The sequence below is a fragment of the Stenotrophomonas forensis genome, from assembly GCF_028752115.1.
GTDB classification, from domain to species: Bacteria; Pseudomonadota; Gammaproteobacteria; order Xanthomonadales; family Xanthomonadaceae; genus Stenotrophomonas; species Stenotrophomonas forensis.
Genome location: NZ_CP082270.1, coordinates 1,198,730 through 1,221,685, shown reverse-complemented (window position 1 = coordinate 1,221,685; position 22,956 = coordinate 1,198,730). Strand labels below are relative to the sequence as shown.

The 22,956-nt window shown below is 66.8% G+C and carries 19 protein-coding genes; 11 read left to right on the top strand and 8 right to left on the bottom strand.

Annotation, left to right across the window (positions count from 1 at the left end):
* Nucleotides 1-88: 88 nt before the first annotated feature.
* Genes K5L94_RS05735 through K5L94_RS05715 form a run of 5 tightly spaced genes read left to right on the top strand, consistent with a single transcriptional unit; the run spans nt 89 to nt 3,110 of the window.
* Complete coding sequence (locus K5L94_RS05735) at nt 89-685, top strand: GNAT family N-acetyltransferase (RefSeq protein WP_008267255.1); 597 nt, start codon at nt 89-91, stop codon at nt 683-685.
* Nucleotides 631-1,476 (top strand): septum site-determining protein MinC, encoded by an 846-nt coding sequence (gene minC / locus K5L94_RS05730; RefSeq protein ID WP_049457735.1) that lies wholly within the window; start codon nt 631-633, stop codon nt 1,474-1,476. Before K5L94_RS05735 ends, minC begins: the two co-directional genes overlap by 55 nt.
* A 35-nt stretch (nt 1,477-1,511) precedes the next feature.
* A complete protein-coding gene (gene minD, locus K5L94_RS05725) occupies nt 1,512-2,321 on the top strand; it encodes a septum site-determining protein MinD (RefSeq protein ID WP_274512186.1) in 810 nt (269 codons plus the stop codon).
* A gap of 2 nt (nt 2,322-2,323) precedes the next feature.
* Entirely contained in the window at nt 2,324-2,584 is a 261-nt protein-coding gene (gene minE, locus K5L94_RS05720) for a cell division topological specificity factor MinE (RefSeq protein ID WP_005408532.1), read from the top strand.
* A 46-nt stretch (nt 2,585-2,630) separates the two neighbouring features.
* Nucleotides 2,631-3,110, top strand: a complete 480-nt coding sequence (locus K5L94_RS05715; protein ID WP_274512179.1) for a hypothetical protein — start codon at nt 2,631-2,633, stop codon at nt 3,108-3,110.
* An 88-nt stretch (nt 3,111-3,198) separates the two neighbouring features.
* On the opposite strand, the gene K5L94_RS05710 is transcribed toward K5L94_RS05715, so the two are convergent.
* The 3 genes from K5L94_RS05710 to K5L94_RS05700 all read right to left on the bottom strand — a co-directional run bounded on the left by K5L94_RS05710 (nt 3,199) and on the right by K5L94_RS05700 (nt 8,871).
* Nucleotides 3,199-4,443, bottom strand: a complete 1,245-nt coding sequence (locus tag K5L94_RS05710) for a DUF819 family protein (RefSeq protein WP_053510205.1) — start codon at nt 4,441-4,443, stop codon at nt 3,199-3,201.
* A 128-nt stretch (nt 4,444-4,571) separates the two neighbouring features.
* The gene (locus K5L94_RS05705) at nt 4,572-6,650 is read right to left on the bottom strand and encodes an alpha/beta hydrolase family protein (RefSeq protein WP_274512177.1); all 2,079 of its coding nucleotides are present in this window, start codon (nt 6,648-6,650) and stop codon (nt 4,572-4,574) included.
* 256 nt (nt 6,651-6,906) lie between these two features.
* Nucleotides 6,907-8,871 (bottom strand): OPT family oligopeptide transporter, encoded by a 1,965-nt coding sequence (locus tag K5L94_RS05700; protein ID WP_274512176.1) that lies wholly within the window; start codon nt 8,869-8,871, stop codon nt 6,907-6,909.
* Between the two features lie 342 nt (nt 8,872-9,213).
* Between K5L94_RS05700 and K5L94_RS05695 the strand changes: the two genes are divergently transcribed.
* The 3 genes from K5L94_RS05695 to K5L94_RS05685 all read left to right on the top strand — a co-directional run bounded on the left by K5L94_RS05695 (nt 9,214) and on the right by K5L94_RS05685 (nt 12,811).
* Nucleotides 9,214-9,696 carry a hypothetical protein gene (locus tag K5L94_RS05695; RefSeq protein WP_230078939.1) on the top strand — a complete coding sequence of 161 codons (483 nt, stop codon included), beginning with the start codon at nt 9,214-9,216 and terminating at the stop codon, nt 9,694-9,696.
* A gap of 148 nt (nt 9,697-9,844) precedes the next feature.
* Nucleotides 9,845-10,936 carry an acetyltransferase domain-containing protein gene (locus tag K5L94_RS05690; protein WP_274512618.1) on the top strand — a complete coding sequence of 364 codons (1,092 nt, stop codon included), beginning with the start codon at nt 9,845-9,847 and terminating at the stop codon, nt 10,934-10,936.
* Between the two features lie 120 nt (nt 10,937-11,056).
* Nucleotides 11,057-12,811, top strand: a complete 1,755-nt coding sequence (locus K5L94_RS05685) for a peptide MFS transporter (RefSeq protein ID WP_274512173.1) — start codon at nt 11,057-11,059, stop codon at nt 12,809-12,811.
* Nucleotides 12,812-12,833: 22 nt separating this feature from the next.
* On the opposite strand, the gene K5L94_RS05680 is transcribed toward K5L94_RS05685, so the two are convergent.
* From K5L94_RS05680 to K5L94_RS05670, 3 genes are all read right to left on the bottom strand, one after another.
* Nucleotides 12,834-14,819, bottom strand: coding sequence for an alpha/beta hydrolase family protein (locus K5L94_RS05680; RefSeq protein WP_274512171.1), 1,986 nt, complete (start codon nt 14,817-14,819; stop codon nt 12,834-12,836).
* Nucleotides 14,820-14,892: 73 nt separating this feature from the next.
* On the bottom strand, nt 14,893-16,875 hold the full coding sequence (locus tag K5L94_RS05675) for an alpha/beta hydrolase family protein (protein WP_053510220.1): 1,983 nt from the start codon (nt 16,873-16,875) through the stop codon (nt 14,893-14,895).
* Nucleotides 16,876-17,043: 168 nt separating this feature from the next.
* On the bottom strand, nt 17,044-17,679 hold the full coding sequence (locus K5L94_RS05670; RefSeq protein WP_053510221.1) for a LysE/ArgO family amino acid transporter: 636 nt from the start codon (nt 17,677-17,679) through the stop codon (nt 17,044-17,046).
* A 138-nt stretch (nt 17,680-17,817) separates the two neighbouring features.
* Here K5L94_RS05670 and K5L94_RS05665 point away from each other — a divergent pair, with 138 nt between their 5' ends.
* Together K5L94_RS05665 and K5L94_RS05660 are read left to right on the top strand one after the other, a co-directional pair.
* Nucleotides 17,818-18,723, top strand: a complete 906-nt coding sequence (locus tag K5L94_RS05665; RefSeq protein WP_006424060.1) for a LysR family transcriptional regulator ArgP — start codon at nt 17,818-17,820, stop codon at nt 18,721-18,723.
* Nucleotides 18,724-18,814: 91 nt separating this feature from the next.
* The gene (locus tag K5L94_RS05660; RefSeq protein WP_053449094.1) at nt 18,815-19,261 is read left to right on the top strand and encodes a GNAT family N-acetyltransferase; all 447 of its coding nucleotides are present in this window, start codon (nt 18,815-18,817) and stop codon (nt 19,259-19,261) included.
* 62 nt (nt 19,262-19,323) lie between these two features.
* On the opposite strand, the gene K5L94_RS05655 is transcribed toward K5L94_RS05660, so the two are convergent.
* Both K5L94_RS05655 and K5L94_RS05650 read right to left on the bottom strand, forming a co-directional pair.
* A complete protein-coding gene (locus K5L94_RS05655) occupies nt 19,324-19,812 on the bottom strand; it encodes a hypothetical protein (protein ID WP_006424058.1) in 489 nt (162 codons plus the stop codon).
* Nucleotides 19,797-20,915, bottom strand: coding sequence for a PAAR domain-containing protein (locus K5L94_RS05650; RefSeq protein WP_274512166.1), 1,119 nt, complete (start codon nt 20,913-20,915; stop codon nt 19,797-19,799). The genes K5L94_RS05655 and K5L94_RS05650 overlap by 16 nt, the downstream gene beginning before the upstream one ends.
* A 221-nt stretch (nt 20,916-21,136) precedes the next feature.
* Here K5L94_RS05650 and mqo point away from each other — a divergent pair, with 221 nt between their 5' ends.
* The gene (gene mqo, locus K5L94_RS05645) at nt 21,137-22,837 is read left to right on the top strand and encodes a malate dehydrogenase (quinone) (protein WP_274512165.1); all 1,701 of its coding nucleotides are present in this window, start codon (nt 21,137-21,139) and stop codon (nt 22,835-22,837) included.
* Nucleotides 22,838-22,956: the final 119 nt, after the last annotated feature.

Genomic DNA, 22,956 nt, shown 5'->3' with positions numbered 1-22,956 from the left:
CCTGTTCATGCCGCAGCCCACCCCGGGCATGCAATAATCGTGCGCAGGGTCCCTTGATGGACCAACCGCGTTACCCCACGGAGTCACAATGTCGATTGTCATCCGCGACGTGCGCGAGCACGAGCTCGATTCCGTCCTGGCTTTGAACAACAACGCTGGCCTGGCCATCCTTCCCCTGGATGCGGCCCGCCTGCGCCTGTTCTACGAAACCGCTGAGTATTTCCGCGTCGCCGAGCGCGACGGCAACCTGGCCGGATTCCTGATCGGCTTCGGCAGCGACAGCCAGCACGACAGCAGCAACTTCGCCTGGTTCAAGCAGCAGCTGGACACCCCGTTCTTCTATATCGACCGCATCGTGGTCGCCAGCCGCCGTCGCGGCGGTGGCGTCGGCCGTGCGTTCTATGCCGACGCCCAGAGCTTCGCCGAGCTGCGCTACCCGCAGATGACCTGCGAGGTCTTCCTCGACCATGGCGCCGATGCCGCCCTGCTCTTCCACGGCAGCTTCGGCTTCCGCGAGCTGGGCCAGAACACCATGGCCCAGGTCGATGTGCGTGCCAGCATGCTGGCCAAGGAACTGTGCAGCTACCCGTGGGTGCAGGAAACCTACCGCGGCAAGCTGCCGGATGTGGCATGGACACGCGCCCGGCAGCTGCCGGCGCAGGCACAGCGGCCGACGGGGACCTGAGCGTGGCGGTGAATTTCGATTACGAACAGGCCGGTGAACTGAAGATCGGCCAGGTGGGCATCGCCAACCTGCGCATCCGCACTCTTGATGTCGAACGCCTCGTGCAGGAAATGCGCGAGCGCGTGACCCGCGCACCGAAGCTGTTCGGCCGCGCTGCGGTGATCCTCGATTTCGGCGGCCTGAGCCAGGTGCCGGACGTGGCCACCGCACAGGCGCTGGTCGACGGCCTGCGCAGCGCGGGCGTGCTGCCGGTGGCACTGGCCTACGGCACCAGCGCGGTCGATCTGCTTTCGCAGCAGCTCGGCCTGCCGTTGCTGGCCAAGTTCCGCGCGCAGTACGAGCGTGCCGAAGCCGAACCGGCCCCGCCGGCGCCCGCGCCAGAACCGCGTCGCGCCGTCCGTGCGGAGCCCAAGCCGGCCCCCGCCGCGCCGGTGGCCAAGGTCGCCGATGCCGCCGCGCCGCAGCCGGGCCGCATGCAGCTGGGCAACGTGCGTTCGGGCCAGCAGCTGTACGCGGAAAACTGCGACCTGACCGTGATGGCCACCGTCGGCGCCGGCGCCGAGGTCATCGCCGATGGCAGCATCCATATCTACGGCACCCTGCGCGGCCGCGCGCTGGCAGGAGCCCAGGGCAACACCGCGGCACGCATCTTCTGCCGTGATTTCCATGCGGAACTGGTCGCCATTGCAGGCCATTACAAGGTACTGGACGATGTGCCGGACAACCTGCGCGGCAAGGCCGTGCAGGTATGGCTGGAACAGGACCAGATCAAGATCGCTGCGCTGGACTGACGCAGCACCCAAACAGAATCATCAGGAGAAGTCCTTTGGCTGAAATCATCGTAGTCACCTCCGGCAAGGGCGGCGTCGGCAAGACCACTTCCAGCGCGAGCCTGGCCTGCGGCCTGGCGCGGCGCGGCAAGAAGGTGGCGGTGATCGACTTCGACGTCGGCCTGCGCAACCTCGACCTGATCATGGGCTGCGAACGCCGCGTGGTGTATGACTTCGTCAACGTCGTGCACGGCGAAGCCACCCTCAAGCAGGCCCTGATCAAGGACAAGCGCTTCGACAACCTGTACGTGCTGGCTGCCTCGCAGACCCGCGACAAGGACGCGCTGACCCAGGACGGCGTGGGCAAGGTCCTGAAGGACCTGGCCGCCGACGGCTTCGACTACATCATCTGCGACTCCCCGGCCGGCATCGAGAAGGGCGCCTTCCTGGCGATGTACTTCGCCGACCGCGCGGTGGTGGTGGTGAACCCGGAAGTGTCTTCGGTGCGCGACTCCGACCGCATCATCGGCCTGCTCGATTCGAAGACCCACAAGGCCGAGTCCGGCCAGGACGTGCCGGCCTTCCTGCTGCTGACCCGCTACACCCCGGTGCGCGTGGAAAGCGGCGAGATGCTGAGCATCGCCGACGTCGAGGAAGTCCTCGGCCTGAAGGCGATTGGCGTGATTCCGGAATCGGGTGACGTGCTCAACGCCTCCAACAAGGGCGAACCGGTGATCCTGGATGTCGAATCCGCTGCCGGCCAGGCCTATGAAGACGCCGTCGCGCGCATCCTCGGCGAAGAACGCCCGATGCGCTTCACCAACGTCGAGAAGAAGGGCTTCTTCAGCAAGCTGTTCGGAGGGTAAGCATGGGCCTGTTTGATTTCCTCAAAGCGAAGAAGACCACCGCCGAAACCGCCAAGAACCGCCTGCAGATCATCATCGCGCAGGAACGCAGCCACCGCGGTGGCCCGGACTACCTGCCGCTGCTGCAGCGCGAGCTGCTGGAAGTGATCAAGAAGTACGTGAACATCGACGTCGATGCAGTGAAGGTCGACCTGGTGAAGGATGGCCAGCACGACGTGCTGGACATCTCCGTGGCGCTGCCTGAAGGCCCGGACAAACCCTGATGCCCTGCCCCGCCCGTGCCTGCATGGGCGGGGCCGCGTGACCCGCATGACCGATACGACAACCGCCGTGGACATCACCTGCGTGGGCGACATCGCCTTCGCCGATGCGCAGTGCCTGCTCGCCGCGCATGGCCTGTTGCTTCACCACGTGGCCGCCGGTGAACCGATTCCCGGCAGTTACTGGGGCGAACCGGAGGCGGGCATCATCGCCAGCAACGTGTACGTGCGCGATGACACGCCCGTGCATTCGATGCTGCACGAAGCCTGCCACCTGATCGTGCTGCCGCCGGAGCGGCGTGCGCAGGTGCACACCGACGCCACCGACTCGGTGGCCGAGGAAGACGCTACCTGCTACCTGCAGATCGTGCTGGCCGGGCAGCTGCCCGGTGTCGGCAGCGAACGGCTGATGGCCGACATGGATGCGTGGGGGTATACGTACCGGCTGGGCTCTACGAAGGCGTGGTTCGAGCAGGATGCGGAAGACGCGAAAGCCTGGTTGATCGAACGCGGCTTGCCGGTGGCGTAACGCATCGGTAGTGCCGGCCGCTGGCCGGCAACCTCCTGAACCTGTGAAGCATCGCCTGGCTGCCGGCCAGCGGCCGGCACTACCGGAATCACCCCTGCCCGGCCAGCGCGCGCAGAGTGATGCCGACGACGTAGGCCAGATAGGTGCCGGTGGCGTAGCCCATCGTCCCCAGCAGCACGCCGACCGGCGCCAGGGCCGGATGGAACGCCGCGGCCACCACCGGCGCCGAGGCCGGGCCACCGATGTTCGACTGCGAACCGATGGCGAAGTAGAAGAACGGCACCTTCAGCAGCTTGCCCAGGCACCACAGCAGCACGATGTGCACGGCGATCCAGATCAGGCCCAGCAGGAACAGCCACGGGCGGTCCAGCAGCGCCAGCAGATCCATCTGCATGCCGATGCAGGCGATCAGGAAATACAGCAGCAGCGAACCCAGGCGCGAGGCGCCCGCGCCTTCCAGGGTGCGCGCACGGGTGAAACTGAGGCCCAGGCCCAGCGTGGTCGACAGCACCACCACCCACACGAAGGGCGCATCCAGGCTGAACTGTGCGGCCCAGCTGACGTTGATCTTGAACCATGCGGCCAGCGGTGCACCGATGGCATGCGCCAGGCCGACGCCACCGAAGGCCACCGCCACGATCAGCATCAGGTCGGTGAGGCTGGGAATGCGCTCGTGCTCGGCCTGGAAGCGCGCGATGCGCTCCTTCAGTTCATCGATGGCCGAGGTATCGGCGCCACTGCGCGCATCGATCTTCGCCGCGCGCCCGGCCAGGAAGATCAGCGCCGCCATCCACACGTAACCGACACCGACATCGACCACGGCAAACTGGCCGAAGGTGGTGGCGTTGACGTCGAACACTTCGCGCATCGCCAGCATGTTGGCACCGCCGCCGATCCAGCTGCCGGCCAGCGCAGCCATGCCGGCCCAGGTATCGCCGGCCACGGTGTCGGGGTGGATCGCGCGCATCACCAGGAAGGCCACCACCGCACCGAGCATGATGCTGGCCGAAGCGCCCAGGTACATCAGAACCAGCTTCGGGCCCAGCCGCAGGATGCCCTTGATGTCCACCGCCAGGGTCAGCAGGATCAGCGCCGCCGGCAGCAGGATGTCGCGCGCGATCGGGTTGTAGAGCTTGGTGTTCTGGCCGTCGATCAAGCCTACGGTGTTGTAGATGCCGGGAATCAGATAGCACAGCAGCAGTGCCGGCACGAAGGTGTAGAAGCGCTTCCACAGCCCCTGCTCGCGCGAGGCGGTCCAGAACACGGCGCCGAGGGTGGCGGCGATCAAACCGAAGACGACGATGTCGTTCTGGATCAGGGCGGTCGAAGGCATGCAGGCGCTCATGTAGAGCCGAGCCATGCTCGGCTGCTGTTGGCGGGAAAAGAAGCTCAGAGCAGCCGAGCATGGCTCGGCTCTACAAAAAACAACAGCGCCGCACCGGGGGGCGGCGCTGGACCGGCTTACTCGCCGATGTGCTGCTTCAGCCAGGCATTGACGGTGTCATGCCACAGGATGCTGTTGTTCGGCTTCAGCACCCAGTGGTTCTCGTCCGGGAAGTACAGGAACTTCGATTCGATGCCCTGCCGCTGTGCCGCGGTGAACGCAGCCAGCCCCTGCTCGACCGGAATGCGGAAGTCCTGCTGGCCGTGGATGACCAGGATCGGCTTCTTCCAGTCCGCCACGTGGTTGACCGGGTTGAACTTCTCGTAGTTCGCGGCCTTCTGGTACGGCGTACCGCCCTGCTCCCACTCGGTGAACCACAGCTCTTCGGTGGCGTAGCCCATCATGCGCTGGTCGAACACGCCGTCATGGTTGACCAGGCACTTGAACGGGCCGTTCCAGTTGCCGGCGATCCAGTTGACCATGAAGCCACCGTAGCTGGCGCCCAGTGCACAGGCCTTGTCACCGTTGAGGAAGGAATACTTCTTCAGCGCCGCGTCCCAGCCCTTCTGCAGGTCTTCCAGCGGGCGGTCGCCCCAGTGCTGGCTGATCGCATCGGTGAAGGCCTGGCCGTAACCGGTGGAACCGTGGAAGTCGATCATCACCACCGCGTAGCCCTGGCCCGCGTACGTCTGCGGGTTCCAGCGGTAGCTCCAGCCGTTGCCGAAGCTGCCCTGCGGGCCGCCGTGGATCAGGAACGCGACCGGGTAGGACTTGCCTTCCTGGTAGTTGTGCGGCTTGACCACGTAGCCGTGCACGGTGTCGTTGTTCCAGCCCTTGAACTCGAACTGCTCGTAGTCGCCGAAGGACACGTCCTTCAGCACCTCGCCAGCGGCCGGGGTCAGCGCGCGCAGCTCGCCGATCGGCTGGCCAGCGGCCGGCAGCAGGCCGACCAGCACCTGGTCGTTGCTCTTCAGGCTGTTGCGGGTGATCGCCACGCTGTTGCCGGCCACGTCGACCGCGGTCACGCTGCCGTCGCCGATCAGCTTGGTGGCCTTGCCGCTGGCCACGTCGATCTGGAACAGCGGGTGCTCGCCGAGGTCATCGGCGGTGGTGTAGATGCTGGCGCCATCGGCGGACAGGGCGATGCCACCGGCCGAGCGATCCCACTGCGGGGCGATCTCGCGGGTCTTGCCGCTGGCCAGGTCCATCGCCATCAGGCCGAAGCGGTCGGCCTCGAAGCCCGGGCGCTTCATCGCGCGGTAGAACAGGGTCTTGCCGTCGGCGCTGAACACCGGGCCGGCATCCCAGGCCGGGTTGGACGCGGTCAGGTTGACCGGTGCCTGCTTGCCGGCGGCGTCGAAGCGGTACAGGTCGAAGTTGGTCGACCACGGCTCCTGCTTGCCAGCCACGCGGATGCTGGCCACCACGCTGGCGCCATCCGGCGACCACGCGAAGTCATCATTGCCGCCGAACGGCTTGGACGGTGCATCGCCATCGATGGTCGCGCTCAGCGCCGACGCACCCTTGACCGGACCGGCCTTGGCCGCCGGCAGCGGCGCCACGAACAAGGTGTTGCGGCGGCCGTCATTCCAGGTATCCCAATGGCGCACGAACAGCGAATCGAAGACCTTGCCGCTGGCCTTGGCGTCCTTGTTGTCCTTGAGCTTCTTATCGGTGCAGGCCAGGTCCGAGGCACAGGCCTGGAACACGCCGGCGCTGAACAGCACGCGGTCGTCCTGCGGCGACACGTGGTAGCTGTCCACGTCGACCGCGAAATCGGTCAGCTGGCGCGGGGTGCCACCGCTGATCGGCTGTGCGTACAGCTGCTGGCTGCCGTTCCGGGCGCTGAGGAAGTACACGGTCTGGCCATCGGCCGACAGCGAAGCGGAATTGACGTTCCAGCCAGCCGGGGTGATCTGCTTCGGCGGTGCCGCATCACGGGTAAGCAGGTTGCGTGCGAACAGCGCGGTGGAGGCCTTCAGGTTGACGTCCACGCTGCGCTTGGCGAACACCACGGTGCCACCGTCCGCGGTCAGTACCGGCGCGGAGACGCGGTCCATGGCCACCATGTCGCGGACTTCCAGGCCACGGGCAGCGGCGACGCTGGGCAGGGCGGCCAGCAGGCTCAGTGGCAGCAGGGCATGACGCAGTTTCATCGGGGTCTCCGCAGGACGGCAAAAAACCGATGTTAGGCCCGTGCGGCCGGGGCTGCCAAGGCCATCGGTCATGGCTGTGATCGAGCAGCCGCCAGAACGGGCAAACCCGCGCCGAAGCGGGGTTTGCGGTAGTGCCGGCCGCTGGCCGGCACTCATGGGCCTTCATGGGTTCCGGGGTTGCCGGCCAGCGGCCGGCACTACCCATCAAACCTGGGGTCAGAGCCCTTCCCGTTGGGAAGGGATCCGACCCCGTGCATTACGCCACGGCGCGCTTGCCGGTGCGGTAGATCAGCCAGCCGACCAGGAACAGCACGGCCAGGCCGATCCACTGTGCGCCCGGCAGGTGGAACGGCACGGCCAGCACGTCGGCGCGGCTGCTGACCACGATCGGCACGGCGATGGCGATGCCCATCAGCGCTTCGCCGGTAATCAGGCCGGCAGCGAACAGCACGCCCGGCTTGTGCACGCGGTCGCGGCCCTCTTCGTCATCGGCGCGCACCTTGTGGAAACGCTCGACCAGGTGGGCAATCAGGCCACCCAGGAAGATCGGCACCATCAGCTCCAGCGGCAGGTAGATACCGATGGCGGCGGCCAGCACCGGCACGCGGAAACGTGCGTTGCGCGACTTCAGCCAGCTGTCGAAGGCAATGATGGCGGCGCCGACCACGGCACCGATACCGATGAAGGTCCAGGGCAGCTCACCACCGAACAGGCCCTTGGCCACCGAGGCCATCAGGTTGGCCTGCGGCGCGGCCAGCGCGTTCGGGTGCAGCTCGGACTTCACGCCGATGCCGTAGGCGGTGGCCAGCAGGTTCAGCACCGGGGCCATGATCAGCGCGCACGAGAACGCACCGATGCCCAGCATCAGCTGCTGCTTCCACGGGGTGGCGCCGACGATGTAACCGGCCTTGAGGTCCTGCAGGTTGTCACCGCCAACCGCGGCAGCACAGCACACCACCGCGCCGATCATGATCGCGGCCACCGCACCCAGCGGCGCACCGAAGGCACCCACCGGCTGCAGACCATCCTTGCCCAGCAGCAGCACCAGCACGGCCGAGGCGAACAGGATGGTGGAAATGGTGATGCCCGAGACCGGGTTGTTGGACGAACCGATCAGGCCGGCCAGGTAGGCCGAGACCGAAACGAACAGGAAGCCGGCGACGATCATGATGAGGGTCATCGGGATCGACACATGCCACTGGCCGACGATGGCCTGGTACAGGGCCAGCAGCGGCAGCACGAAGACCACCAGGGCCACCAGCATCCACTTCATCGGCAGGTCGCGCTCGGTGTGCGCCAGTACCGGGCCACCGCTCTTGCGCGCAGCCGCGAAGCCGCTCTTGACGCCGTTCAGCAGCGACTTGCGCAGCGAGATGAGGGTCCAGATGCCGCCGATCAGCATCGCGCCGACGCCCAGGTAGCGCATCTTCGCGCCCCAGATGGCGAACGCGGCCTCGGTGGACGAAGCTGCAGCGACCGACGCGGCCAGCGCCGGATCGGTGTTCATGAAGAACGCCTGGTAGATCGGAATGGCGATGTGCCAGGTCAGGATCGAGCCGGACACCACCACGATGCCGACGTTGAGGCCGACGATGTAGCCCACGCCGAGCAGCGCCGGCGACAGGTTGGTGCCGATGAAGGCGGTGATCTTGGAGCTGCCGACGTAGGCCGAAGTGGCCCAGGCATCGGGAATCAGGCGCATGCCGCTTTCGGCGGCCAGCTTGACGAAGGCACCGATCACCGCCGAAATGGCGAGGATCTTCAGGCCCGGGCCCGGATTCTCACCGGCCTTGAGCACCTCGGCGGCGGCCTTGCCTTCCGGGAATGGCAGCGGGTCTTCGACGATCATCGAACGGCGCAGCGGCACCGAGAACAGCACGCCCAGCAGGCCGCCCAGGCCGGCGATGCCCAGCACCCACCAGTACTTGAAGTCGGGCCAGTAGCCCATGATCACCAGCGCGGGGATGGTGAAGATCACACCGGCGGCGATCGACGAACCGGCCGAAGCACCGGTCTGCACGATGTTGTTCTCGAGGATGGAGCCACCGCCCAGCAGGCGCAGCACGCCCATGGAAATCACCGCGGCGGGAATGGCGGTGGCGATGGTCAGGCCTGCGAACAGACCGAGATAGGCGTTTGCGGCCGACAGCACCACCGCCAGCACGATGGCCAGGGCCACTGCGCGGAAGGTGAGCTGCTTGGGCGCAGCGTCGTGGTTCATGGAAGCCCCTGCTGGCAAAAAATCCTGGTCACGCTAGCGTTCAGGGGGCGTCACGTCCAGTGCGGTTCGGGAGGGTTGCAGCCGGGTCGCCGGTGGGATAGTCGCTTTTGACCAAACTCGGCCAACGCATCAAGCTCATCAGGCACATATCCAATGGGCTGCCGGGTACCGGATACCGCGGCCCCCTGCCCCACATGGGCAGGCCAGCCACCGCTGCAGCATTCCAGCCAACATCGTTTGAAGTGTCTCGACTCCCCATGCATCGTGTTCACGATCCAAATGCTGTCGCCGAGCCGACCTATGAAAAACACACTTCGTATGCGCCCGATCAAGGGGCCGGTCATGGCCATCGTGACCTTGCTCTGCTCGATGCCCCTTTGTGATCACGCATCGGCCTGGAGTCGCGTTGGCGCGATCGAGGTCACTGACCACGCCGGCAGACCCTGTTTCGGGCTTCCCAGGAAAGAGCGCAAGCGTATCGGTGAGACTCCTCAGGTGTTTGGTGTGGAGGTGTATGACGCGATTACTCCACCGCTGCGGCGGCTATGGTCTTTCGACTTTTCCTATCCCGCGTCACTCCCGCTTCCACCCGGCGCTTGCGTCCTCTATGGAGAAGTGCCAGCCAACGCCGCTGCAGGGCAAGCGGCCATGACGCTGCAGTCTGGGCGCCTGTATGAGGTCACGATGTCGGCCACCAGAACGGGCGCCACCCGGTTCTATAGCGCCCGATTCTGCGTGAAGGCGAACGCCGATGGCAGCCTGCGGGCGATCCAGGTCCGCTACGACGACGCTCTGGGCTGGAGTCCTGCGGTCTGCCTGCCCTGAGCTGATGGACGCGCTCGTCGGCATCTCTCAGCGCCTGCTGGAAACGGGTAATTGTTATGTTATATCCTGTCACGCCGAACGAACATCGTACGTGGCTTCTCCTTCCTCCCCTCGGCTGGCCTCCATCGACCAGCTGCGCGGCACCGTCATGCTGCTGATGCTGCTCGACCACGTGCGCGAGACCTTTTTCCTGCAGCACCAGGTCGGCGATCCGATGGATGCGGCCAGCGTATCCCCTGCCCTGTTCGCTTGCCGCCTGCTGGCCCATCTGTGCGCCCCGGTGTTCGTGCTGCTCACAGGCCTGTCGGCGTGGCTGTATGGCCAGCGCCAGGCCGACCCGCGCCGCGCGATCGCCGCCTTCCTGCTCAAGCGCGGCCTGTTCCTGGTGGTGCTGGAACTGACCCTGGTCAACTTCGCCTGGACCTTCCAGTTCCCGCCGGACACGCTGTACCTGCAGGTGATCTGGGCCATTGGCCTGAGCATGATCGCGCTGGCCGGCCTGCTGTGGCTGCCGCGCCCGGCGCTGCTGGTGCTGGGCGTGCTGCTGGTGGCCGGCCATAACCTGTTCGATGGCGTGCGCGTGGAAGGCGACGGCGTGCTGGCCGTGCTGTGGAAAGTGCTGCACCAGCGCGACTGGATCGACACCGGCGTCGTGCGCCTGCGCACGTCCTACCCGGTACTGCCGTGGATCGGGGTGATCGTGCTGGGCTACCTGATGGGGCCGTGGTTCGCGCGCGACCGCGACCCGGCGCAGCGCCAGCGCTGGCTGCTGTGGGCAGGCCTCAGCGTGCCGGCCCTGTTCGCGCTGCTGCGGTTCGCCAACCAGTATGGGGATGCCCCGTGGCAGTACCAGACCAGCACGCTGCGCACGTGGATGAGCGTGTTCAACATCACCAAGTACCCGCCGTCATTGCAGTTCCTGCTGCTCACCCTGGGTGTGGGCCTGTTGCTGCTGCGCTTGTACGAATGGCCGCCAGTGGCCCGCGCCCTGCGCCCGCTGGCCGACATCGGAGCGGCGCCGATGTTCTTCTACCTGCTGCACCTGTACGTGCTGAAGCTGCTGTACGTGGCTGCGCTGGCTACGTGGGGCCCCACCCACGGCAGCCTGTACGCGCTGGATTCGGTGGCCGGCCTGCTGCTGGTGGCCTGCGCGCTGGCGGTGGCGATGTACCCGCCGACGCTGCTGTTCGGCCGGTTCAAGGCCCGCCGCCGCGACCTGGCTTGGCTGCGCTACCTGTAGGCCGTCAATCGGACGGCCATCCACGCGTGGCGTGGAGCTACTGAAGGCTGGCGGGGCGCTACCGGGCGCGGGCACGGCTGCAGGCCTATAATCGCGCCCTTTCCGCTGTTCCCGCCGTCGATGACCGTTGCCGCTACCGCCTCCGACGACTTCCTGGGCCATCCCAAGGGCGTCTACGTCTGCTTCTTCACCGAGATGTGGGAGCGCTTCTCCTTCTACGGCATGAAGGCGCTGCTGCTGCTCTACCTCACCAAGTACCACCTGTTCGGCGACAAGGCCGGGCTGGACCTGCTCGGCGCCTACGGCGGGCTGGTTTACTGCATCCCGGTGTTCGGCGGCATGCTGGCCGACCGCTGGCTGGGCATGCGCCGAGCAGTGCTGTTCGGCGGCATCCTGCTGGTGCTCGGCCACCTGGGCATGGCCTTCGAGGGCCATGCCGCGTACCGGGTGAACGGCGAAGTGGTGCGCGACACCTCGGCGCTGGCGGTGACCTACCTGTCGCTGGCGCTGATCATCATGGGCGTGGGCTTCCTGAAACCGAACATCTCCACCATCGTCGGCAAGCTGTACGCCAAGGACGATCCGCGCCGTGACTCGGGCTTCTCGCTGTTCTACGCCGGCATCAACCTGGGCGCGCTGTTCTCCTCGCTGGTGTGCGGCTTCCTCGGTGAGGCCTACGGCTGGAAGTACGGCTTCGGCGCGGCCGGCATCGGCATGCTGGCTGGCCTGGCGATGTTCCTGTGGGGCCAGAAATACCTGCAGGGCCATGCCGAACCGCCGCAACCGGCCGCGCTGAAGCAGAAGGTGCTGGGCCTGCCGCGCGAATGGCTCATTTATCTGTGCGCGGTGCTCGGTGTGCTGCCGGTGGCGTGGCTGATGTGGGCCGCCGGCAACGGTGCCTTCGCGCTGGGCGGTGAAATCAGCCTGGCGCTGATGCTGATGCTGGTGGTGCTGGGCGGCGTGCTGGTCTGGTTCGCCTGGTTCACCGGCACGAAGTGCACGCCGGTACAGCGCCAGCAGATGATCGCGCTGATGGTACTGATCTTCATGGCGCTGGTGTTCTTCACGATGTACGAGCAGTCCTACGGCTCGTGGGTGACCTTCACCGACCGCCTGCTGACAAAGGACATCGTGCCATCGCTGGTGATCACCGGCGGTACGCCGCTGCCGTGGTCGATCATTTCACTGTTGCTGGCACCGCTGGGCTTCGTGGTCAGCGCGCGGTTGTCCGAGCGTCGTCCGGGCTCGTCGGCACCACGCACCTTCTTCGCCGCCATCGTCGTGCTGATGCTGGTGCTGCTGGTGCGCGACTGCCTGGTGATTCCGCAGACCGCCGGTTCGCTGACCTATCTTGGCGGCCTGTTCCTGGTACTGCTGGCACCGGCTTTCGCCGCATTGTGGACGTGGATGGACCGCCGCGGCTGGGAGCCCGGCAAGCCGGTGAAGTCGGCATGGGGCCTGGTGATCGGTGCGCTGTCATTCGTGCCGCTGGCGCTGGCCGCACAGCAGGTCGGCGCCACCGGTGAGATGGCCAGCGTGTGGTGGCTGGTGCTGGCTTACTTCCTGCTGGCCAGCGGCGAGATGTGCCTGTCGCCGGTCGGCCTTTCCGCAGTGACCCAGCTGGCCGTGCCTCGGGTGATGAGCCTGATGATGGGCACCTGGTTCCTGGCCACTGCGTTCTCGGAAACGCTGGCCGCACTGTTCGGCAAGCTGGCGGCCATCGAGGTGCCGGAAGGCGAATCACTCGACATGGTGGCTGCCGCCGGTGCCTATGCGCACCTGTTCTGGCTGCTGATGTGGATCGGCCTGGGCTGCGCCGTGCTCGCCTTCATCGCTGCGCCGCTGTTGAAGCGGATGATGCACGGGGTGAAGTAAGGCCCCGTGCAGCGGCGCCTGCTCAGGGCGCCTTGGCCTTTTCCACCGATGCTGCAACCTGGGCGTTCGCCCCGCCCAGGTGCTTCGACAGGAACGCCAGCAGGCGCGTGTAGTAATCGCGCTGGCTGGCTTCGCCATAGAAGCCATGCCCTTCGCGCGGGTAGTACACCGCTTCCACCGGCACCCCGGCCTGCTTCAGGGCCGCTTCCATCCGCTGCGTGTGCTGCACCGGCGCACGCGTGTCTTCGCGCCCGGCCGCCAGCAGCACCGGCACCGTGATCCGGGCCGCCAGGTTCACCGGCGAGACCGCTGCCAGCGCCGCGGGATCGCCGAGCCACTCATTCAGGTAGGTCACGCCCGAAGTGCGGTCCTGGATATCACCGCGCTTGAACATGAGCGGCAGGTCGTACACGCCCACATAGCCCGCGGCGCACCGGTACAACGCCGGCTCACGCACGGCGCCCATCATGGCCGAGTACGCGCCGTAGCTGGCGCCATAGATGCAGATGCGCTGCGGGTCGGCGATGCCTTCGGCAATGGCCCAGCGCGTGGCGTCGGTCACGTCATCCTGCATGGCCTGGCCCCATTGCTTCGCCGCAGCCTGGGTGTGGGCACGACCATAGTTGCCCGACCCGCGGAAATTGACCTGCAGCACCGCATAGCCGGCTGCGGCCAGCAGCTGGTTGTCACGCTCGAAACCACCATCATCGAATTCGCCGATGGGCCCGCCGTGCGGCATCACCACCATCGGCAGGCGGCGGCCGTCACTGCTTTTGGGTACGGTCAGGAAGCCGTGCAACGGCAGGCCATCGCGCGCAGCCAGGGCGATCGGACGCACGCTGGCGGCTCCGTCGCGGTCGAACCAGCGCTGGCGCGCGGTCAGGAACGCCGCTTCCCGGGTGGCGGTATTGAACATGAACCAGTCCCCGGGATTGCCGCCCGAACTGACCTTGACCAGGATGCGCGCGTTGTCACGGGTGGCCGACAGCAGGCTGACCCGCTGCCCGGGGAAGGCCTTCTCAAGCATGCGCTGGATCCGCGCGGTGGGCGACTGCTCGTCGAAGAACGCGCTGCGCGCGGTCGCTCCCACGAACTGCACGCCGACCGGCACACGGCTGCCCGGCTGGTAGATGATCGAGGCCGGGTCGACCACTGCGTCGCGCAGCAGGGTTCGCCGCTCGTCGGTCTGTGGATTCCAGCTGACCACCGCATCCGGGCCGGTGGACTGTTCGACGATGAGGTAGGCCAGGTGGTTGTCGGCGGAAAAACCGATGGGGCGTTCGATGCGGTGGCTGCTGCCCTCGTCGTTGAGCAGGGTCCAGCGCCCATCGTCCTGCCGGTAGTAGAGCTTGTTGATGTTGTCCGCGGCGGCGCCGCGGGCAAAGCGCAGTACGCCGGCGTTGTCGGTGGTGAAGGTTGCCCGCTGCACCGGCGAGCGCGAGACCAGCACGCGGCGGCCGGTGATGACGTCCATCCGCTCAAGCCGTGCGCTGGTGTCGTTGGCGAACGGCCACAGCGAGATCAGTACGTTGCGCTCGTCTCCGGCCAGCGGATCGGCGAGGAACGCCGCCACCGGCTCGACCACACGGCCGCTGACCAGGCCCGGCTCATCCGGTCGCGCGCGGTAGCCGACCAGAAGGTCACCCCGCTTGCCATCGGCATCCATCGCGTAGAGCTCGCCGGTGGAGCGCGGCACATCCAGCGCCCCCCACTTCTCGGCCAGCCCGATCAGCAGGCGATTGTCGCTCACCCAATCGACGCTGTTGGCGTGGTTGTTGCGCGGCGGCCGGAAATTGCCGACCAGTTCCATGGTGCGGGTGCGCAGCACGGCCACCGCCGTTGCCCCTTCCAGAGGCAGGGTCATGGCCAGGTACTCGCCGGTGGGCGAAAGCTGGATGTCGTTGAACTCGGCGCGCCGCAGGTAGTCATCCAGCGCGATCTCGGCTGCGCGCGCGTGGCTGGCACCGCACAGCAACAGCAGGACGGCGAGCAGCATTACATGCTTCATGGTGTCCCCTTTCTGACCGGGCAGCCTGGCTGCCCGGCATGCCGAAGCGCGCGTCCAACGCGCGCCGATGCAGTTACGGTGCCTTGCCGCTGCCGGCCGGTGCTGCTTCGCCGGCGGTGGCCCCACCCAGGCTGCGCGACAGGAAGGCCAGCAGCCTGCTGTAGTAGGTGCGCTGGTTGGCCAGGTTGTAGAAGCCATGCCCTTCGTTCTTGACGTACAGGCTCTCCACCGGCGATCCGGCCTTCTTCAACGCCGCCTCCATGCGCTCGCTGTGCACGATCGGTGCACGCTGGTCCTGGCCCCCTGCGGCCAGGAATACCGGCACGCGCACTTGCCCGGCCAGGTTCACCGGCGAGCGCTCTGCCAGCTCATTGGGCGATCCCAGCCAGTTGCGCAGGTAGGCCAGGCCTGATTCATCGCTCTGGATATCGCCCCGGGCATACATCAGCGGCAAGTCGTAGATGCCGACATAACCGGCCGCACACTGGTAGAGACCCGGCTCGCGCACCGCGCCCATCATCGCCGCATAGGCGCCGTAGCTGGCGCCGTAGATGCAGATGCGGTCCTTGTCGGCCACGCCCTGTTCGATGGCCCAGCGCGTGGCATCGGTGACGTCATCCTGCATCGACAGCCCCCATTGCTTGCGCGCTGCCTGCATGTGCGCCCGGCCATAGCCGGAAGAACCGCGGAAATTGACCTGCAGCACCGCGTATCCGGCCGCTGCCAGCATCTGGGTCTCGGCCTCGTAGGCGCCCTGGTCGGAAACACCGATCGGCCCACCGTGCGGCAGCACCACCATCGGCAGCGCACGCGCCTGGCGCCCGTGCGGGATCGTCAGGAAGCCATGCAGCGGGCGCCCATCGCGCGCCTTGACGCTGATCGGGCGGACCTCGGCGGTCAGCGCCGGGTCGACCCAGTCGCTGCGGCTGATCAGGTGCCGGGCGCTCTTGCCCACCGTGTCATACAGATAGAAGTCACCGGGATTGCGGCCTGACCAGCTCTCCACCAGCACGGTCCTGCCATCGCGTGTGCTGGAGGTGATGTAGACCGGCCCCCCCAGGCCCGCTTCAAGGCTGCGGTAGAGGCGCGCATCGTCCGAGGCGTCATCGAAGAACGCCGTTCGCGGCGCGCCGCCAAGGAACAGCGCCCCCACCGGCACGCGGCTGCCCGGGCGGCGGATGATGCGTGACGGATCGGCGGTTTCATCGCGCAGCACGGTGCGCCGCTCATTGCTCTGCGGGTCCCAGCTGACAATCGCGTCGGGCCCTTCCGCCTGCTCGACCTGCAGATAGGCCAGGCGACCATCGGCCGAGAAACCGAGCGGCACTTCGATGCGCTTGCTCAGGGCCTCGTCGTTGAGCAGGATCCACTCGCTGTTGCTGCCCGCCCGGTAGTAGAGCTTCTGCGTTCCATCGGTGACGGCAGCGCGCGCGAAACGCACCTCGCCCTGCTCATCGGTGGTGAAGTGCGCATCGGCAACAGGCGCGCGCGCCACCGCGTTGCGGCGACCGGTCATCACGTCCATGCGCTCGATCTGCGCATGCGAGTTGCCGACGAAGGGAACCACAGTGACCAGCACGTTGCGGTCGTCGTCCTTCAGTTCGTCGCTGAGGTACGCAGCGACCATGCCCGCCGGCTTGACCTTGATGTTGGTACCCAGGCTCTGGTCGGCAACCCGGTACCCGACCAGCAGCTCGCCGCCCTTGCCGTTGGCATTGATGCCGAACAGCTCGCCGGTCGGCGTGGGCCGGTCCAGCAGCCCGAGTTTCTGCGCCATGCCCACCAGCAACCGCTCGTTGCTGACCCAGTCGAAGGTATGGGCATGGTCGTTGCGTGGCGGACGGAAGCTGCCGACCATCTTCATGTCGGCAATGCGATAGATCGCCAGTGCCGTCCCGGCTTCCAGCGGTACCGTGGCGGCAACGTACTCTCCGCCCGGCGAAATCTTGATGTCGGTGAACGATTCCTGCCGCAGGAAACGATCCAGATCCAGCGTCGCCGCCGCTGCCCCGCCCGATACAGCCCCCAGCACCACAGCCAGCACAATCCTGCGCATCCTTCCCCCATGGAAAACCGGACAGCCTGTCCGGATACGCGATTCTAGGCACGTACATGCGGCGGATGCCACAGGGGCAAAAAAAAACGACGGCACCGTTGCCGGTGCCGTCGTTACCACTACCTTGGAGAGAGAGTCAGGACGTGGGTTCGGGGGGCGTGCGCCGGGTCAATGGACCCCGCGCACCGCCAACGTGAGGGCCAGGATGCTGAGGATCACGGCGATGGTGCCGTCCAGCACGCGCCAGGTACTGGGCCTGGTGAACAGCGGCGCCAGCAGGCGCGCGCCCAGGCCCTGCGCGGTCAGCCACAGGCAGCTGGCGGTGACCACGCCGGCGGCGAACGCCATGCGGGCATTGCCGAAGTTCTCGGCAATCGAGCCGATCACCATCATGTCCAGCCAGAAGTGCGGGTTGATCAGCGAGAAACCGACCGCGGCCATCAGTACCGCACGGCGGCTGCCGTCATCGCTGTCAGCCTCGCCCATGCCGCCGCCTCCGGCGATCGCACGGCGTGCCGACTTCATCGCATACCAGGCCAGGAACGCCACGCCGGTCCACAGCACAGCGGTGGTCAGCCACGGCAGCGCCGAGGTGAGCGTGCGCAGGCCGGCCACGCTGGCGAAGATGAAGATGGCATCGATGGCCGCGCAGGTGGCAACCACCGGCACGATGTGCTTGCGCAGGATGCCCTGGCGCAGAATGAAGGCGCTCTGGGCCCCGACCACGGCGAACAGGCCGATGCCGGTAGCTGCACCAGAGAACCAGGCACCGAGGCCGGTGCTGGCGGAGATGACCGAGAACATGGGATGGACTGCCTTGTATTGCTTGGGGGGACGGTGCCTCGCGAAGGCGGACAGCACCGGAACGGGCGCCATTGTCGCGCCGCAACATGAAAAAGACGAGCTAAACTTCCTAAACCAACATTAGCGGAACTTAATTCGATGCGTATCGACCATGCCCAGCTGCGCGCCTTGGCCGCGGTGATCCGCGAAGGCAGCTTCGACCGCGCCGCACAGTCGCTGAATGTCACCCCTTCGGCCATCTCGCAGCGGGTCAAGGCGCTGGAGGACCGGGTCGGCCGCCTGCTGGTCAAGCGCGGCACCCCGGCCACCGCCACCGCCGAGGGCCAGGTACTGGTGCAGCTGGCCGAACAGACCGCCCTGCTCGAACACGACGCGCTGCACCGGATGGGCCTGGCCGACGAGGACCTGCCCCAGGCCAGCATTCCAGTAGCGGTGAACCACGACAGCCTGGAAACCTGGTTCCCGCAGGCCGCCTCGCAGTTCGCGCAGAGCACCGGCACCACCCTGGACCTGCGCGTGGAGGACCAGGACCACACCGTGGAACTGCTGCGCCAGGGCACGGTGCTGGGCGCGGTGACCACCCTGGACGAGCCGGTGCAGGGCTGCCAGATCCACGCGCTGGGCAGCATCCGCTACGCCGCGACCTGCACCCCGGAGTTCCGCGAGCGCCACTTCGCCAAGGGCGTGACCGCACAGGCACTGGCGCAGGCGCCGGTGCTGGTGTTCAACCGCAAGGATGAGATGCAGTCGCGCTTTGCCCGGCGCATGGCCGGCGACGACCTGCCGAGCACCGCGCCGACCTGGTGGATTCCCTCCACCCGCGCCTTCGTGCAGGCCAACCTGGGCGGCATGGGCTGGACCATGAACCCGCTGCCGCTGGTCAAGCGGCACCTGGACGCCGGCCGCCTGGTCTACGTGCGGCAGCGCGCGTGGGAAGACGTGCCGCTGTACTGGCAGCACTGGAAGGGTGACGTGCAGACCATGGCGCTGCTGACCCGCGCGGTGCTGGACGCCTCCTCGGCGCTGATCCGGCGCAAGCGCTGAGCGGCGCTCCATGCAATCTCCACGCGTCCTCCACACCGGGTCCATGCGCGATGCGGATACTGGCGGGCCGCTCATTGCAAGGATGCCCCGCATGCCCCTCTCCGTGCGCGATGCCCGCCCCGACGATGCCGCCGCGTGCATCGACCTGCGCGGGCGTACCCGCGAGAACGCCTTCAGTGCCGCGCAGCTGGCGGAGCTGGGCATTACCGCGGAAAGCTGGGCGGCCGGCATCGCCCACGGCGAATCGATCGGCCGCATCGCCTGGGAAGGCGAGCGCATGGTGGGCTACTGCTTCGCCGACCGCGCCAGCGGCGAGGTGCTGGTGCTGGCGCTGCTGCCGGACTACGAGGGCCGTGGCATCGGCCGCCAGCTGCTGCAGGAGGTGGTCAGCCTGACCCGCGATGCCGGCCACCAACGCTTGTTCCTGGCCTGCTCGGCCGATCCGCGCTCACGCTCGCATGGCTTCTACCGCCGCCTGGGCTGGCGCCCCACCGGTGAGCTCGATGAGGCCGGTGACGAGATCCTGGAACTGCGCTGAAGCCGGGCACGGCCGGATGATCGGGCCGCATTGACCCGATGCCGCATCGCTGGGCGCGGCAATCAGTCTGCGTCGAGCACGCGCAGCTGCGCCTGCACCACCTGCGCTTCGGTACTGCCTGCACCGGGCGTCAGGTTCACCGAAAGCTGCAGGGTCACATCCATTGGGCGCAACGCGAACCGGGTCAGTTCCTGCGGCTTGATCGGAAAACCAATACGCAGGGACTGGCCCGCACGCAGCTCCTGCATCTGATCCCGCAGCGCAGCGGCGGCCATGCCACTGCGCAGGGCGGTCGTCTTCCCGGAGTGGTTGTCCTTCACCTTCACCGAAGGACCACGACTGCGGATGTACTCCAGCGGCAATGACACCGGCTCACTGCCGCTGTTGCGCAGCTCCAGCTCTACATTGAGCGTCTGCCCACGGAAACGGCACTGGGCATCGTCCACGCAGCGCGCATGAAGTTCGATCACGGGAGGAAGCTCCTTGCTGTGGGCCGGCAGCGCGGTCGCGGCGGCAAAAGTGGCGATCAGTGAAATCACTTGACGGTGCATGTTATCTCCCGGCCGATCTGGCGGCTCAGCAGCTCGCGTATCTCGCGCGCGATGTTCCAGGCATGTCGCGGCAGGGTCACGGCGCAGTCGACCGAATTCATGATGGTGGCTGCCGGGTCGGACAGCGCGCGCGAATCAGGAACGGCAACCAGCACTTCCGGATCGAGGGTACCGTCGGGCTGGAGGTAGCGCACGGTTTCCTCGTCCGGATCATTGTAGGAATACTCGTCGGGCACGCCCAGCGTATGGGCGAACTCGTGGGCGAAGGTCCACGGCGTTGTTGATACCGAGACGTCGATATCCGGAAACTCGACCTGCTCGCGGTCGTAGCTGCGGTGGATGATCAATTTGTAGTCGCTGCCGCCCTGCACCCAGCGCACTTCGTAGCGGAGCGGGAAACTGCGGGTACCGCACTGCGGGTCGTGTATGTCCAGGGTGAAGCGGCCATTCCAGAACTGATCGATTCCCTGCTCCATGCGTGCCCGCGTCGCGGTCACTTCGGCCGCGGTGACCCCGGCCTGTGGCATCGGCTGCACCTTGATCGACACCACCACCTCGCCCTGCGCATGCAGCGGGATTTCGATGCGGTAGCTGACCGGGAAGGCGTAATCGTGCTTGTCACCGTTGACGTCGTACGCCTCGTAATAGCGTCCGTCCACATCGCGATCGATCCGGGTATCGTGATCGTCCACCCAGCACTGCGGCGCCGCCGGCTCTTCCGGCGCGGGCGTGCCGGGCGGTGCGAACGGCGGCGTCTGCAACGGCATCGTCTTCAGCAGCGGCGCCACGATGCCCGCCACCTTGGCCAGCGCACCCAGCGCGGCCTGCCCACCACCACCCCCACCACCGGCGACGACATGCGCCCGCTGCTGCTTGCCCGCCATCAGCGCGCAGCCGCAGCTGGCCTTGTCGCCGTCGCGGGCGACCGGCTGGCCGTCGATGACCAGGGTGCTGTCACCGGTCACGATCGAGCCGGGCCCGTGCCGGGCGCACATCACCCGATCGCCGACGCGTGCCACGGCGCGGCCTTCGATATCGGTGTGCGGGGAACCTGTCAGTACCGAACCGCCCGTCTGCAGGGCGTCACCTACCACGATCAGCATCCGTGACATCGTTGCGCGGCCACTCCATGGCCAGTAGTCGTTGCGAATCAGCCGGCAATCGTACCGCAGCGCGCACGCCAACAGGATGATGCATTGCACAAAAACCGGACCGGTTCCGGTTAGAATCGTCTCCAGGATGCCGCAAGGCGTTGTTTCTTCACGCCCTTTCCCTGCCCCATGCGCATCCTGAACTCCTCCCCTCCGCCAACGATCCCGCCCCCATGAAGAAATTTGGCAAGGCCCTGCTCGCCCTGCTCGTGCTGCTGTTGCTGGCCGCCGCGCTGTTCCTGTACTGGCCGCTGACCCAGCGTTCGGTGCCCGCCGCCAGCAACGACAAGCCCGTCGACGTTGTGCTGGTCGGCGCCGGCATCATGAGCATCACCCTGGCCACCTACCTGCAGGAACTGCAGCCGGACTGGAACATCCAGGTCTACGAACGCCTCGACGGCGTTGCCGGTGAAAGCTCCGATGGCTGGAACAACGCCGGTACCGGCCATTCGGCGTTCGCCGAACTGAACTACACCCCGGAACTGCCCGATGGCAGCATCGAGACCAAGCGCGCGGTCGGTATCGCCGAATCGTTCGAGGTCTCGCGCCAGTTCTGGTCGCACCAGGTGAAGGAAGGCCGGCTGAGCCAGCCCAGCGACTTCATCAACCCGACCCCGCACATGAGCTTCGTCTGGGGCGATGACAACATCGCCTACCTGCACAAGCGCCAGCAGGCCCTGGTGAAGAACCCGCTGTTCTACGGCATGCAGTACTCCGAAGATCCCCGGCAGATCCAGCAGTGGGCACCGCTGCTGATGGAAGGCCGCGATCCGAAGCAGAAGGTGGCCGCGACCTGGATGCCGCTCGGCACCGACGTCAACTTCGGCGTGATCACCCGCCAGCTGACCACCGGCCTGCAGCGCAGCCCGAACTTCAGCCTGCACCTGAACCACGAGGTGAGCGCGCTGCGGCAGAACGCCGACAAGAGCTGGAACGTGACGGTGAAGGACCTCAAGGCCGGCACCGAGACCACCACCCACGCCCGCTTCGTGTTCATCGGTGCCGGTGGCGCCGCGCTGAAGCTGCTGCAGATGTCGGGCATCCCGGAGTCGAAGGACTACGCCGGCTTCCCGGTCGGTGGCCAGTTCCTCGCCTTCCAGGGCCAGGACGTGACCTCGCGCCATGGCGTGAAGGCCTACGGCATGGCCGAGACCGGCTCGCCGCCGATGTCGGTGCCGCACCTGGATGCGCGCAAGCTGGACGGCAAGCCGGTGGTGCTGTTCGGGCCGTTCGCGCTGTACAGCACCAAGTTCCTCAAGCACGGCTCGTGGTGGGACCTGTATTCCTCGGTCACCCACAACAACGTCGGCCCGATGCTGGAAGTGGGCAAGGACAACCTGGACCTGGTGCAGTACCTGATGGGCCAGGCACGCCTGAACGATGCCGACCGCCAGGCCGAGCTGGTCAAGTACTTCCCCAATGCCAAGCCGGGCGACTGGAAGCTGGTCACCGCCGGCCAGCGCGTGCAGATCATCAAGCGCGACCCGCTGAAGGGCCCGGTGCTGCAGTTCGGTACCGAGATCGTGACCGACAAGGACCACACCCTCGCCGCCCTGCTCGGTGCCTCGCCGGGTGCCTCGACCTCGCCGCCGATCATGCTGGACCTGATGGCCAAGGCCTTCCCGGAGCAGATGAAGGCCGGCTGGGAAACCCGCCTGCGCGAGATCGTGCCGTCATACGGGCGCAAGCTCAATGACAGCGCGGCGCTGGTGAACGAAATCCGCACGCTGACCAGCCAGACCCTGCACCTGCCGTACCTGGAGGTGCCGGTGGATGCCAATGCCGCAGCGCCTGCACCGGCAGCGGTTCCGGCCCCGGTTCCGGCACCGGCCAAGGAAAAGCGCAACGCCAACGAGGAACTGCAGGCGCTGTAAGCCCGCAGCATCCCCTGTAGTACACGGACGGACGGCCACCTTCGGGTGGCCGTTCGCGTTTGCGCGGACGGGACCTGCCCGCTGCCACACGCTCGAATGGCCCTGCACACCGATGAGAA

What these genes read in the sequence shown, in the direction of transcription:
- K5L94_RS05665 (WP_006424060.1), top strand. Translation starts at nt 17,818, where the DNA reads ATGCGTATCGACCATGCCCAGCTGCGCGCCTTGGCCGCGGTGATCCGC.
- K5L94_RS05735 (WP_008267255.1), top strand. Translation starts at nt 89, where the DNA reads ATGTCGATTGTCATCCGCGACGTGCGCGAGCACGAGCTCGATTCCGTC.
- mqo (WP_274512165.1), top strand. Translation starts at nt 21,137, where the DNA reads ATGAAGAAATTTGGCAAGGCCCTGCTCGCCCTGCTCGTGCTGCTGTTG.
- K5L94_RS05705 (WP_274512177.1), bottom strand. Translation starts at nt 6,650, where the DNA reads ATGAAACTGCGTCATGCCCTGCTGCCACTGAGCCTGCTGGCCGCCCTG.
- K5L94_RS05710 (WP_053510205.1), bottom strand. Translation starts at nt 4,443, where the DNA reads ATGCCTTCGACCGCCCTGATCCAGAACGACATCGTCGTCTTCGGTTTG.
- K5L94_RS05680 (WP_274512171.1), bottom strand. Translation starts at nt 14,819, where the DNA reads ATGAAGCATGTAATGCTGCTCGCCGTCCTGCTGTTGCTGTGCGGTGCC.
- K5L94_RS05670 (WP_053510221.1), bottom strand. Translation starts at nt 17,679, where the DNA reads ATGTTCTCGGTCATCTCCGCCAGCACCGGCCTCGGTGCCTGGTTCTCT.
- K5L94_RS05655 (WP_006424058.1), bottom strand. Translation starts at nt 19,812, where the DNA reads ATGCACCGTCAAGTGATTTCACTGATCGCCACTTTTGCCGCCGCGACC.
- minC (WP_049457735.1), top strand. Translation starts at nt 631, where the DNA reads ATGGACACGCGCCCGGCAGCTGCCGGCGCAGGCACAGCGGCCGACGGG.
- K5L94_RS05685 (WP_274512173.1), top strand. Translation starts at nt 11,057, where the DNA reads ATGACCGTTGCCGCTACCGCCTCCGACGACTTCCTGGGCCATCCCAAG.
- K5L94_RS05715 (WP_274512179.1), top strand. Translation starts at nt 2,631, where the DNA reads ATGACCGATACGACAACCGCCGTGGACATCACCTGCGTGGGCGACATC.
- K5L94_RS05695 (WP_230078939.1), top strand. Translation starts at nt 9,214, where the DNA reads ATGGCCATCGTGACCTTGCTCTGCTCGATGCCCCTTTGTGATCACGCA.
- K5L94_RS05660 (WP_053449094.1), top strand. Translation starts at nt 18,815, where the DNA reads ATGCCCCTCTCCGTGCGCGATGCCCGCCCCGACGATGCCGCCGCGTGC.
- K5L94_RS05700 (WP_274512176.1), bottom strand. Translation starts at nt 8,871, where the DNA reads ATGAACCACGACGCTGCGCCCAAGCAGCTCACCTTCCGCGCAGTGGCC.
- K5L94_RS05675 (WP_053510220.1), bottom strand. Translation starts at nt 16,875, where the DNA reads ATGCGCAGGATTGTGCTGGCTGTGGTGCTGGGGGCTGTATCGGGCGGG.
- K5L94_RS05650 (WP_274512166.1), bottom strand. Translation starts at nt 20,915, where the DNA reads ATGCTGATCGTGGTAGGTGACGCCCTGCAGACGGGCGGTTCGGTACTG.
- K5L94_RS05690 (WP_274512618.1), top strand. Translation starts at nt 9,845, where the DNA reads ATGCTGCTGATGCTGCTCGACCACGTGCGCGAGACCTTTTTCCTGCAG.
- minE (WP_005408532.1), top strand. Translation starts at nt 2,324, where the DNA reads ATGGGCCTGTTTGATTTCCTCAAAGCGAAGAAGACCACCGCCGAAACC.